Raw genomic sequence first — 11,426 nt, 5'->3', positions numbered from 1 at the left:
GGCCCGGTCGCCGCCCGCTCTTGCGGGGGTGTTTTACCCCTCTGGTTCACCGGGGGGGGGGGGCGGGCGTTGTCACCCCCCCCCCACCGGAAGGGGTGAATGCACGTAACTTTCCCAGCCGGGTCGCGTTCCGTCGCGCTACGGGGCGGGAGAGTAACGGAGCGTCAGGCTGCGGCCACCTCATCGCGGTTCTGCTCCCGGAGCTGCTCGCGCAGCTCCTTGCGGGCGGCGCGGCGCACCGCGGCGAGCACCGGGTCGACGGTCGGCACGGCGGCGAGCAGCTGCCGGGTGTACGGGTCCTTGGGCGATCCGTACACCTCGTCCACCGCACCCTCCTCCACGATCCGGCCCCGGCGCATCACCGCGACCCGGTCGCTGACCTGCCGTACGACGGCGAGGTCGTGCGCGATGAAGACCAGCCCGAGGCCGAGCTCGCGCTGCAGCTCCGCGAGGAGTGCGGTGACGTGGGCCTGGGTGGTCACGTCGAGCGCGGACACCGGCTCGTCGCAGACGATCAGCTGCGGTTCGGCCGCGAGCGCGCGGGCGATGCCGACGCGCTGGCGCTGGCCGCCGCTGAACTCGTGCGGGTAGCGGTCGTAGCGGTCCGGGTCGAGGCCGACCCGCTCCAGGAGTTCACCCACGCGCGCGCGGACGCGCTTCTCGTCCCGTACACCGGAGGCCCGCAGCGGGTCGGCCACCGATTCGCCGATCGAGCGCCTCGGGTTGAGGGAGGCGACCGGGTCCTGGAAGACCATCTGGACGGCCGCGCCGTCGCGGCGGACCGTGCCGGACGTGGTGTCGAGCAGGCCCACCAGCATCCGGCCCAGCGTCGTCTTGCCGCTGCCGCTCTCGCCGACGACGCCGAGCGTCTCGCCGCGCCGCACGGTGAGCGAGACGCCGTCGACGGCGGTGAACGACGACTTGCCGCGTCCGAAGACCTTGCGCAGGTCACGGGCTTCGAGCAGCGGTTCGCCGGTGGCCGGGGCGCCCGGCTTCGCCGCGTCCAGCCGAGGCACCGCCGAGAGCAGCTCCTTGGTGTACGCGGCCTTCGGCGCGCCGAGCACGTCCCGCACGGACCCGCGCTCCACCGCGCGTCCCTGGCGCATGACCAGGACGTCGTCGACGCTCTCCGCCGCGACGCCCACGTCGTGGGTGACGAGCAGCAGCCCCATCCCGGTCTCCTGGCGCAGCCCGTGCAGCAGGTCGAGGATCTGGGCCTGGACGGTGACATCGAGGGCCGTGGTCGGCTCGTCCGCGATCAAGAGCTTCGGCTCGCAGGCCAGTGCCATCGCGATGAGCGCGCGCTGGCGCATGCCGCCGGAGAACTCGTGCGGGCGCGAGCGCGCCTTGCGGGCCGCGTCCGGGATGCCCACGCGGTCGAGCACCTCGACGGCACGCGCGCGTGCCGCTCGCTTGGAGCCGCCCCGGTGCACCCGGTACACCTCGGCGATCTGGTCGCCGATGGCGTAGTACGGGTCGAGGGAGGAGAGCGGGTCCTGGAAGACCATCGCCGCCACTCCCCCGCGCAGCCGCCGCAGTTCGGCGTCGGACGCCTGCTGCACATCGGTGCCCGCGACCCGGACGGTCCCCTCGACCAGCGCGCCGGTGCCCCGGTGCAGGCCGAGCAGGGCGTACGCGGACGCGCTCTTGCCGGAGCCGGACTCGCCGACCACGCCGAGGGCGGCGCCGGGCGCCAGGGTGAAGGAGAGCCCGTCCACGGCCCGGGTCCCGCCGAAGGAGATGCCGAGGCCGGCGACCTCCACCAGAGCCTCAGTCGTAACCTCGGTCACTGCAGCACCACCCGTCGGTCCGCCACCGCGTACAGCGCGTCCGCGACGGCATTGGCCAGTACGACGAAGAATCCGGTCGTCATGACGACGCCGACCACGACGGGCAGATCGACCTGGCGGACCGAGTCCACCAGGAGCTTGCCGATGCCCTGGATGCCGAAGAGCGACTCGGTGAGCACGGCGCCGCCGAACATGGAGCCCGCGTCCAGCGCGCTCAGCGCGATGACCGGGGCGACCGCGCCGCGCAGGGCGTGTTTGCCGACGATGGCCCGCTCGGTGAGTCCGTACGCCCGGAAGGTGCGCACATGGTCCTCGGCGAGGGTCTCCAGCATCGAGCTGCGCACCAGGCGCGCGTACTTGGCGCTCTCGATCAGCGCCAGCGAGATCCACGGCAGCAGCAGTCCCCAGAACCACTGCTCGGGGTTGTCCGAGAACGGCGTGTACTGCGGGAACGGCAGCCAGCCGAGCGTCGAGCAGAAGACGATGATCAGCACCAGGCCGATCACGAAGACCGGGGTGGAGAAGCCGATCAGGGTCAGACCGGTGAGCGTCCGCTCGATCGCGCCGCCGCGCTTCCACGCGGAGAGCAGCCCGGTGCCGACGCCGAGCAGGGTCCACAGCACGAACGCGCCGATCACCAGCGAGCCGGTGACGGGCAGCTTGTTCAGGAGGATGTCGGTGACCGGCGAGTCCTGGCGGTAGGACAGGCCCAGGCAGGGCGCGTCGCAGTGGACGACGCCTATACCGGAGGAGAAGTCGCGGCCGGCGAAGAGCCCCTGGAGGAAGTGCCAGTACTGGACGTGGATCGGGTCGCCGAGCTGGAGGCGGTCGTGCACCTGGGCCACCTGGGCCGGCGAGCAGCGCTCACCGCAGACGATCTGGGCGACGTTGCCGGGAGCGGCGTAGAAGACGAGGTAGACGACGACGGAGAGGGCGAGCAGCACGAAGACCGCGCCGCCGAGCCGCCGCAGCAGAAAGCCCGTCACTTCGAGGCCTCCTTACGGGACTTGGCGTCCTTGCGGGAGGTGACGCCGACCTTGAGCCGGGAGGCGGCGCGGGGGTCGAGCGCGGTGCGCACTCCCTCGCCGACGACCGTGAGGGAGAGGACCGTCACGAACAGGAAGCCCGCGGGCAGCAGCAGATAGGTGGGCGCCGACTGGTACCAGGTGTTGGCCTCGGTGAGCATCTGCCCCCACGACGGGGTGGGCGGCTTGATGCCGACGCCGAGGAACGAGAGCGCCGCCTCGATGGAGACGTTGGCGGGCACGAGGAGCACGCCGTACGTGATGACGGGCGCGGCCAGCGCGGGCAGCAGCTCGCGCCGGGCGACCGCGAGCCTGCCCCAGCCGCTGAGCCGGGCCGCCGAGACGTAGTCGAGGGACTTGAGGCTGAGCGCGGAGGACCGCACGATCTTGGACGTGCCGGACCAGCCGACCACCGCGATGACGAAGGTGATCAGGACCGGGCGCGGCACGGAGTCGGGCACGATCGCGATCAGGCCGAGGCTGATGACGAGCAGCGGCAGCGCCACCACCACGTCGGTGAACCGGCTGATGACCTGGTCGGCCCAGCGCCCGCCGAGCGCGGCGGACAGCCCTAGGGCGACCCCGATGAAGACCTGCACCAGGGTGGCGATGAAGGCGACGCCGAGCGACACCCGGGCTCCGTAGACGAGCCGGGCGAACAGGTCGCGGCCGGTCTGGGGCTCCACGCCGAGCCAGTGCTCGCCGCTGATCCCGCCGAAGGAGCCCTTGGGCACCCCGCCGGCCGCCGAGTCCACCAGGCCCGGGTGGAAGGTGTTGGGGTCCTGCCCCTCCAGGGCGGTGAGCAGCGGCGCGGTGAGCGCGACGAGCACGAGCAGCACGAAGACGACGGCGGCGACGGTCACCGCGCGCTGGGCGCGCAGCCGTTGCCAGAACTGACGGGCCCCCGAAGCGGGAGCGGCCACCTGGACCGCTCCCGCCTCCGAGGCCAACAAGGCCTCACTCATGACTACTTGACCGCGACCTGGGAGATGTCGAGCACACCGGTCCAGTCGCTGATGACGACGTTCTTGATGTCCTTGCCGACCAGCCGCTTGTAGACCGGGTGGAAGAGCGGGACCACGACGGCCTGCTCACCGATCTTCTTGTCGAGGGCGCCCCAGCGCGGCGCGGCCGCCGCCAGGTCGGTCAGCTTGTTGATCTCGTCGATCTCCTTGTTGACCGAGGGGTCGTCCAGGAAGCCGGTGTTGAAGTTGGCGCCGTCCTTGACGATCTGCCGTCCGTCGAAGATCGGCGCGAGGAACGGGCCGCCGGACGGCCAGTCGGCGCCCCAGCCGCGCAGGAAGAAGCCGGGCTCCTTGCCGACGCTCTGGATGGTGTCGTTGTAGTCGTTGGCCTCCAGGCCCTGGAGCTTGACCGTGAACCCGGCCTTCTTCAGGGCGTCCTGGAGCGCGGTGGCGACCTCGGGGCCCTTGGGGCCGCCCTTGGCGTTGGAGTGGGTGAGCGTGACGGTGAGACCGTCCGGGTGGCCCGCCTCCTTCAGGAGCTCCTTGGCCTTGGCGGCGTTGCCCGAGTCACCGGCCGGGAAGTGGTCGAACTGGGTGTAGCCGAAAGCCTTCTGGTTGGGCAGGAAGGTGGTGGCGGGCTCGGCGAGCGAGGAGCCGCCGACCGCGTTGACGACCGAGCTGCGGTCCACCGCGTACGCGACGGCCTGGCGCACCTTCGGGTCGTCGAACGGCTTCACCTTGGGGTTGAAGCCGATGTAGTTGGTGTAGCCGAAGTGGCCGGTGCCCACGCGCGCGGCGAGCGCCTTGTCACCGCCGACCTTGGAGAGCTCGGCCGGGCCGAGGTTGGTGTCGGTGGTGACGGCGGCCGAGTCCGGCCCCTGGGAGGCGGAGAGCCGCTGGTTGATGACGGAGGCGTCGAGGCCGGAGCGCACGTCGATGCTGTCCGGGTACGCCTTGCGCTCGGCGTCGGTGGCCTCGGACCAGTTGGGGTTGCGCTCCAGGACCAGGTGCTCGCCGTCGTTCTCGTTCTTGACGACCTTGTACGGGCCGGACGAGACCGGGTGCTCCTCGTACTTGGTGCCCTTGTCCTTGGCCTTGGGGACCGGCGCGAACTGGGTCTGGGTCGCCAGGTACGGGAACTCGCCCTCGGGCTTGTCCAGGTGGAAGACGATGGTCTTGGCGTCGGGCGTCTCGATCGAGGCGAGGCCCTTGCCGCCGTCCTTGTAGGGGCCCTGGTAGTCGGCGCCGCCGACCAGCCAGTCGCGCAGGTAGGGCGCGCCGCCGGAGAGCTCGGCCGCGAAGGACCGCTCGATGCCGTACTTGATGTCGGCCGTCGTGATCGGCGTGCCGTCCTCGTACTTGAGGCCGTCCTTGAGGGTGTACGTCCACACCGTGGCGTCGGCGTTGGGCTTGCCGGTGTCGGTGGCGAGGTCGGGGACGACCTTGGTGCCCTCGGCGCCGGCCTCGCGGTTGCGCGTGGTGAGCGTACGGAAGACCAGGGACGGAACGTTTCCGCCGCCGGAGGTGTAGAGCCGCGCCGGGTCGAAGTCGGTCTGCGGCTCGTTGTTGAGGACGGAGAGCGTGCCGCCCTTCTGGGGCTTGGCGTCCGAGCTGCCGCCGGCGTTCTTGGCGCCACTGTCATCGGGGCCGCAGGCGACGGCGCCCACGGCGAGAACCACGGCTATCGCTGCCGCTCTTGCGACGTTTCCGGACATCTGACGCATCGGAATGAAGACCTCTCGGTGACTGCACATACAGGGCAAAGGGGACGCGGGCGTCTGCCTCGGCCCATGACGACGTCATGGCCTTCGAAGTCATGGCCTTCGAACAAGAGGGAGTGCTGCGCCCGCGCGGATGAGCAAAGACGGAAGTACCCGGGCGCAAGTAAAGGAAAACTGCGCGCGAGTGGGCGTCAGCAACAGTGAATGTCGGCTACGCAGAGCCCGGTCACGCCGATCAGCGCCAGCTCGATGGCGGCGCGTGCGGGGGTGAAGGGGCGGTGCGGCATGCCGAGAACTATGCAAAGCCCCGCTGTCCACTGTCAACCGAGATTGAGACGGTTGTCCCACATTGTGGACAGCAGGGCCGGACTGGTCTCAACCAGTCGGGTGGACCCAGGCGTTGGGACGGCACTTGATCCCGCCTATGTCCAAGGACTTGGTCTGCTGCTGCATCACCGGAGCGAGCGCCCCGGGAGTGCTACAGCTCACATGACCATGGCCGAGGCGGTGTCCCACCTCGTGGTTGATGAGCATCTGCCGGTACGCGTGCATCGCCTGCGCCCCGAACGTCTCGGAGCCCTGCGCCCAGCGGAACGCGTTGATCATCACGCGCTCGGTCGCGGCCGAGTCGCACGAGACGTTCTCCTCGGCGGTGTCCAGCTCCGACTTGGCGCACCAGGCCGCCGTGGTGCCGGGACTCGCGAGGGTGATGACGAAGTCGGGCTTCCCGGAGGAGATCCGCTCGAAGGTCTTCGCCCCGTCGTGCGCCCAGCTGCGGTCGTCGTTGAGGGTCTTCTGCACGGCCTCGGCGAACAGGGCGCCGTCCAGGTCGAGCCCCTTCTCGATGTCCACCCGGTAGCGGTACTTGCGCCCCTTGCCCGGCGCCGCCGCGGCCCCGGGCACCGCCTCGAACGCGCCGGAACCTTTCAGCTTCGGGTCGATCGGGTACTGCAGGGCCATCTTCTGCTCGTACGAGGCGGGCTTGGCCGCCGGGGCCGCCTGCTCGGGCGTCGCCCGGTCCTTGGAGCGGGAGGCGGGCCCGTCATCGGCGCGGCCGTTGTCGTCGGCCGACTGGGCGCCGGTCTTGTGGCCACCGTCGGAGGTGACCTGACCGGCCACCACGACCGCGAGCACGGTGGTGAAGGCCGCCGCCGCGATCCCGGTGAGGGTACGGCCCTTGGAGGACTTGCCCCCCTTATCCGCCTTGGCCGCCTTGGCCGCCTTGGCCTCGGGGGCCGTCTCGACCCGCTCGGGCACGGGGGCCGGCTGCGGCACGGCGGGGGCGGGCGCGGGGGCGGCCCTGCGTTGCGCGCCCGTATCGGCCGGATCCGTCCTGCGGTGGGAGCCCGTGTCCATCGGGTCCACCCTGCGGTGGGAGCCGGTGTCGACGGGGGCGGGGGCGACCCTGCGGTACGAACCGGTGTCCGTGGGCGCGACCTTGCGGTACGAACCGGTGTCCGTGGGCGCGACCCTGCGGTACGAGCCCGTGTCCGTCGGCTCGGCCACGCGGTGCGTGCCGGTGTCCGTCCACTCGGCGCCGTCGAAGGCGTCCACGTACTCGCGCCGGGGTCCCGGTATTCGGACACCCGGCCCGGAACCGGCCTGGGCCGGGGCGCCGTGCCGGTCGCCGGGGCGCGGCGCGGCGGGCTCGCCCCAGCCGCCGCCGCCCTCGTGGTGCTCGGGGTGGCCGCCGCGCACCTGGGGCACGCCGTGCGCCGGGGTGCCGCCGCCCTGGTGCTGGGAGCCGGGACCGCCGGGAACCGGGCGGATCCGCGGTACCTGGCCGGTCGGCGGACCGTCGGCGCGGCGTCGTCCGCCCGCCGTCCACACCTCCTCCACGACGGGCACGGGCCCGGTGGTGTCGGCGGTGCGGGAGGGCTCGGGAGTGCCCGTGGCGCCCTTGGGTCGGCTGTGTCGTCCCACGCCCCGGATCAGCTCCTGTTTCCACGGTCGCCGACCAGGTCCCGGAAGGCCTGCGCGACCACCTCTGGGTACTCCATCATCGCCACGTGCCCGGCGTCGGGCAGGGTCAGCAGTCTCGACCCGCGGAACGCCGCAGCCGCTCTGCGGGCCATCCGGAAGCCGACCAGCTGGTCCCGGCCGCCGTAGACCAGCAGCGTCGGGGCGAGCACCCGCTCGGCCTGCCGCCAGAGCCCGTGCTGCCCGCTCAGGGTGTACGCGTCGACGACGCCCCGCGCCGAGCGGGCCATCGCGTCCCAGAAGTAGGGCAGCTCAAGGCGGCGCTCCATCTCCTCGACCGCCGCCCGGAACGCCTCGGGGCTCACCCGGCCCGGGTCGCCGTAACAGAGGGCCATCACCCCGCGCGTACGGTCCTCGGCCGACCAGTCCTTGGTCATCCGCGTGAACATCGAGGCGATGCCGGGCACCGCGAGCAGGGCGGTCGGCCAGGCGGTGCGCTGGGCGCGGATCTCGGGGAGCGCGGGCGAGATCAGGGTGAGGGTGCGGACGAGGTCCGGGCGGACCGCGGCGACCCGGGTGGCGACGGCGCCGCCCAGCGAGTTCCCGAAGAGGTGGACGGGGCCGCGGCCCGCCGAGTCGAGCAGCCGGATCACCGCGCGCGCGTGGCCGGTGACCGAGTAGTTGCCGTCGTCCGGCGGCGCGGAGTCCCCGAAGCCGGGCAGGTCCACGGCCTCGCACTCCACCGTGTCGGCGAGCAGCGGCATCAGGGCGGACCAGTTCTGCGAGGAGCCGCCGAGTCCGTGCACGAACAGGGCGGGGTCGAGACCGGATCCCGTACTGGGACGGGCGCGGATGTTCAGCGTCAGCCCGGGCAGACTCACCGAGCGCAGCTCTTCACCGGGCGCCACCCGGACCGCGCCCACCCGGGGAACCGGAGCGACAGCGGCGGCGAGGGTTTCCGGCAGCTCGGTCGAAGACATGCGGGCAATGTTACGAGACGATCACACCGTGGTTCATGTGTTCGCCGTCACAGACCGCATAGCGGTGCGCAGAGCTAGCCCATAGGCTCGTAACAAGCCCTCGAAAAGGGAGCAATCATGCCCGTCGACCCCAATGATCCCGAAGTGTTCGAGGAAGAAGACGACGCCGTGGAGCTCGCCGAGGAGACACCCGAAGCGGACGCGGCCGAACAGCACACCGACGTACGGCAGGAGCACGACGACTCGCTCATCGATGCCGACAGGGGCGCGGCGAACGAGGCCGACATGGCCGAGCAGGCCCGCGTGGTCGCCCTCGACGAGGACGACTACCGCTGATTTGTTCGGATAACCGGGCGTATCTCCGGCTACCCAGCGCGTCCGGTCCGTGAAATTCTGCGTGCGCACCGCGCACAGCCGGGTTACCCAAAAGTACGATGGCGGCGCGCGCACATCGCGCACGAGCATCAATTTTGGGAGGCGGCGTGACAGCCATCGAGCAGACCGAGGCAGCGCGCCCGCGAGGCACGCGTCTGCCCCGCCGGGCCCGCCGCAATCAGCTTCTGGGCGCGGCCCAGGAAGTCTTCGTCGCACAGGGGTACCACTCGGCCGCGATGGACGACATCGCGGAGCGGGCGGGCGTCTCCAAGCCGGTCCTCTACCAGCACTTCCCCGGAAAGCTGGATCTGTACCTGGCGCTGCTCGACCAGCACTGCGAGGCACTGCTCCTGGCGGTGCGCACGGCGCTCGCCTCCACCAGCGACAACAAGCTGCGCGTCGCCGCGACGATGGACGCCTACTTCGCGTACGTGGAGGAAGAGGGCGGCGCGTTCCGCCTCGTCTTCGAGTCCGACCTGACCAATGAGCCCGCCGTGCGCGAGCGCGTCGAGCGGGTCAGCCTCCAGTGCGCCGAGGCCATCTCGGACGTGATCGCCGAGGACACCGGTCTCTCCAAGGACGAGTCGATGCTGCTGGCCGTCGGCCTCGGCGGCGTCTCCCAGGTGGTCGCCCGCTACTGGCTCTCCAGCGAGTCGAAGATCCCCCGCGAGAAGGCGGTGCAGCTGCTCACCTCGCTGGCCTGGCGCGGTATCGCGGGCTTCCCGCTGCACGGCACCGAGGGCCACTGAACAGCGCTTGCGGGGTGCGGGTGTTCGCTCGTAGCGTGCGGCGCCGCGCCCGTCCGGGTCCCCTCTCCGGGCTAATGTGTGCGGGGTACGGCGCGGCTGACCGCGCACCGCAGACCGTCGGAGGGACTTAGCCGTGGAGGTCAAGATCGGCGTGCAGCACGCGCCCCGGGAGATCGTTCTGGAGAGCGGGCAGTCCGCCGAGGAGGTCGAGAGCGCGGTAGCCGACGCCCTCGCCGGCAAGGCGCAGCTGCTCAGCCTCCAGGACGACAAGGGCCGCAAGGTCCTGGTGCCGGCCGACAAGATCGCGTACGTGGAGATCGGCGAGCCGACGGTTCGCCGGGTGGGCTTCGGCCAGCTGTAGCCCGTAGAACACGTGGCAAGGGAGCGGCCCGGCGGTCATCGACCAGCCGGGCCGCTCCGCTGTGTCCGGGCTGTGCCTTCGCTGTGCTCCACACGGTGAGGGGAGGATTGCGCTCCGCGAGCCTCGGGTAGGACGGCAGTGACCTTGAATCGCCCGGTCACACCGCGGGAGGGACGCACATGCTCCTGGAAGCGCTCGGCGCCGTACTGCTCGGAATCGCCCTCGCCTGGACTGCCGCGTCCCGTCTGCCACACCGTCTGCCCGAGCGCCGGACCGTTTTCGCGGTGGGCACGCTCGGCGCCCTGTTCGGCGCCTTCCTGACCCACTCGGCGGTCGGCCCGGGCCACCTGGTGACGACGGTCGTGGGCGCCACGTTCATCGCGGTGGTCGCACTGTCCCTGCTGCTGCGCCCGGCGGGCCGCCTGCGCCGCTCAGCGGCGTAGGCGGCACCCCCTCAACCAGGCCGTACTAGGCCGCCAGCCCCAGCGCGGCCATGCGCTTGGTGTGGGCCTTGGTGATCCGGGTGAACATCTCGCCGACCGCGGCCAGGTCGAAGCCGTCCGCCATGCCGCCGACCAGCATCGTCGACAGCGCGTCACGCTCCGCGACCACCCGCTGGGCCTGCGAGAGCGCCTCGCCCATCAGCCGGCGCGCCCACAGCGCGAGGCGGCCGCCGACCCGCGGGTCGGCCTCGATCGCGGCGCGCACCTTCTCCACCGCGAAGTTGCCGTGCCCGGTGTCGTCGAGGACCGCGAGCACCAGGCCGCGCGTGTCCGAGTCGAGCCGGGCCGCCACCTCGCGGTAGAAGTCACTGGCGATCGAGTCGCCCACGTACGCCTTGACCAGGCCCTCCAGCCAGTCCGACGGCGCGGTCTGGTGGTGGAAGTCGTCCAGCGCCTTGGCGAACGGCTCCATCGCGGCCGTCGGCTCCGCGTCGATCTCCGCGAGGCGGTCGCGCAGCCGCTCGAAATGGTGGAACTCGGCCGAGGCCATCTTCGCCAGCTCCGCCTTGTCGGCGAGCGAGGGCGCCAGCTTGGCGTCGTCGGCGAGGCGCTCGAAGGCCGCCAGCTCGCCGTACGCGAGCGCGCCGAGCAGATCCACCACGGCGGCCCGGTACTGCGGCTCGGCGGAGGCCGTCGCCCAGTCCTGGGCGGCGATCCCGGTGGGTTCCACGGTGTTTTCGGCGGTGTGCGCGTCGGCTTCGGTTCCGGCCGCGTTGGCGTTGTCAGGCGTCTCCATGAAGCGCACAATAGCCCGCTCCCGGCAGGGGGGGAGGGGCTGGTCAGCCAGAGCGCGCGACCGGTTCCCGGGAATTCGCCCAACACACATGCACGAATCCGGGGTACAGTGGTAATGAGCCTGCCGAGGATCATGTATTCGGCGGGCGGCTTGATGAATGAGGATGCCCGGTCGGTCGCCCGGTCGGCTCCGACCCGACAGCCCTCCAGTGCGGCACGTGACAGTGCGTAACCGCAGATGAGGGACCCTCAGCGGCACGAGCGCTTGAGCGACGGCAGTGGTCCCGCGCCACCCGGCCCGG

General features: G+C 71.4%; 12 protein-coding genes. 4 read left to right on the top strand and 8 right to left on the bottom strand.

Annotated features, from left to right (window positions below):
* Positions 1 to 164: 164 nt before the first annotated feature.
* From ACFWA7_RS11085 to ACFWA7_RS11055, 7 genes are all read right to left on the bottom strand, one after another.
* The gene (locus tag ACFWA7_RS11085) at positions 165 to 1,790 is read right to left on the bottom strand and encodes a dipeptide ABC transporter ATP-binding protein (RefSeq protein ID WP_385822400.1); all 1,626 of its coding nucleotides are present in this window, start codon (positions 1,788 to 1,790) and stop codon (positions 165 to 167) included.
* Positions 1,787 to 2,776, bottom strand: a complete 990-nt coding sequence (locus ACFWA7_RS11080; RefSeq protein ID WP_385533956.1) for an ABC transporter permease — start codon at positions 2,774 to 2,776, stop codon at positions 1,787 to 1,789. The genes ACFWA7_RS11085 and ACFWA7_RS11080 overlap by 4 nt, the downstream gene beginning before the upstream one ends.
* Positions 2,773 to 3,780, bottom strand: coding sequence for an ABC transporter permease (locus ACFWA7_RS11075; RefSeq protein ID WP_385533953.1), 1,008 nt, complete (start codon positions 3,778 to 3,780; stop codon positions 2,773 to 2,775). The genes ACFWA7_RS11080 and ACFWA7_RS11075 overlap by 4 nt, the downstream gene beginning before the upstream one ends.
* Positions 3,781 to 3,782: 2 nt before the next feature.
* A complete protein-coding gene (locus ACFWA7_RS11070; protein ID WP_385533950.1) occupies positions 3,783 to 5,504 on the bottom strand; it encodes an ABC transporter substrate-binding protein in 1,722 nt (573 codons plus the stop codon).
* Between the two features lie 188 nt (positions 5,505 to 5,692).
* Positions 5,693 to 5,788, bottom strand: coding sequence for an Ms4533A family Cys-rich leader peptide (locus ACFWA7_RS11065; protein ID WP_324616262.1), 96 nt, complete (start codon positions 5,786 to 5,788; stop codon positions 5,693 to 5,695).
* Between the two features lie 88 nt (positions 5,789 to 5,876).
* Positions 5,877 to 7,424 (bottom strand): DUF3152 domain-containing protein, encoded by a 1,548-nt coding sequence (locus tag ACFWA7_RS11060; RefSeq protein ID WP_385822398.1) that lies wholly within the window; start codon positions 7,422 to 7,424, stop codon positions 5,877 to 5,879.
* 8 nt (positions 7,425 to 7,432) lie between these two features.
* Positions 7,433 to 8,401 carry an alpha/beta fold hydrolase gene (locus tag ACFWA7_RS11055; protein WP_385822396.1) on the bottom strand — a complete coding sequence of 323 codons (969 nt, stop codon included), beginning with the start codon at positions 8,399 to 8,401 and terminating at the stop codon, positions 7,433 to 7,435.
* 117 nt (positions 8,402 to 8,518) lie between these two features.
* On the opposite strand from ACFWA7_RS11055, the gene ACFWA7_RS11050 reads away from it, so the two are divergent.
* From ACFWA7_RS11050 to ACFWA7_RS11035, 4 genes are all read left to right on the top strand, one after another.
* Entirely contained in the window at positions 8,519 to 8,737 is a 219-nt protein-coding gene (locus ACFWA7_RS11050) for a hypothetical protein (protein WP_385533940.1), read from the top strand.
* A gap of 146 nt (positions 8,738 to 8,883) precedes the next feature.
* The gene (locus ACFWA7_RS11045) at positions 8,884 to 9,525 is read left to right on the top strand and encodes a TetR/AcrR family transcriptional regulator (RefSeq protein WP_385533937.1); all 642 of its coding nucleotides are present in this window, start codon (positions 8,884 to 8,886) and stop codon (positions 9,523 to 9,525) included.
* A gap of 133 nt (positions 9,526 to 9,658) precedes the next feature.
* Positions 9,659 to 9,886, top strand: coding sequence for a DUF3107 domain-containing protein (locus ACFWA7_RS11040; RefSeq protein WP_101389947.1), 228 nt, complete (start codon positions 9,659 to 9,661; stop codon positions 9,884 to 9,886).
* 179 nt (positions 9,887 to 10,065) lie between these two features.
* Positions 10,066 to 10,329, top strand: a complete 264-nt coding sequence (locus tag ACFWA7_RS11035; protein WP_385533933.1) for a hypothetical protein — start codon at positions 10,066 to 10,068, stop codon at positions 10,327 to 10,329.
* A 25-nt stretch (positions 10,330 to 10,354) separates the two neighbouring features.
* Here the strand turns inward: ACFWA7_RS11035 and ACFWA7_RS11030 are convergent, their stop codons facing one another.
* Complete coding sequence (locus ACFWA7_RS11030) at positions 10,355 to 11,125, bottom strand: ferritin-like fold-containing protein (RefSeq protein ID WP_385533930.1); 771 nt, start codon at positions 11,123 to 11,125, stop codon at positions 10,355 to 10,357.
* Positions 11,126 to 11,426 lie beyond the last annotated feature (301 nt).

The organism is Streptomyces sp. NPDC059994, assembly GCF_042737755.1.
Classification (GTDB): domain Bacteria; phylum Actinomycetota; class Actinomycetes; order Streptomycetales; family Streptomycetaceae; genus Streptomyces.
This window is presented reverse-complemented; position numbering and strand designations above follow the sequence as displayed.

Bases quoted from the DNA above. Each gene is read 5' to 3' on its own strand.
- ACFWA7_RS11075 (WP_385533953.1), bottom strand. From the start codon at position 3,780: ATGAGTGAGGCCTTGTTGGCCTCGGAGGCGGGAGCGGTCCAGGTGGCC.
- ACFWA7_RS11070 (WP_385533950.1), bottom strand. From the start codon at position 5,504: ATGCGTCAGATGTCCGGAAACGTCGCAAGAGCGGCAGCGATAGCCGTG.
- ACFWA7_RS11065 (WP_324616262.1), bottom strand. From the start codon at position 5,788: ATGCCGCACCGCCCCTTCACCCCCGCACGCGCCGCCATCGAGCTGGCG.
- ACFWA7_RS11055 (WP_385822396.1), bottom strand. From the start codon at position 8,401: ATGTCTTCGACCGAGCTGCCGGAAACCCTCGCCGCCGCTGTCGCTCCG.
- ACFWA7_RS11050 (WP_385533940.1), top strand. From the start codon at position 8,519: ATGCCCGTCGACCCCAATGATCCCGAAGTGTTCGAGGAAGAAGACGAC.
- ACFWA7_RS11035 (WP_385533933.1), top strand. From the start codon at position 10,066: ATGCTCCTGGAAGCGCTCGGCGCCGTACTGCTCGGAATCGCCCTCGCC.
- ACFWA7_RS11030 (WP_385533930.1), bottom strand. From the start codon at position 11,125: ATGGAGACGCCTGACAACGCCAACGCGGCCGGAACCGAAGCCGACGCG.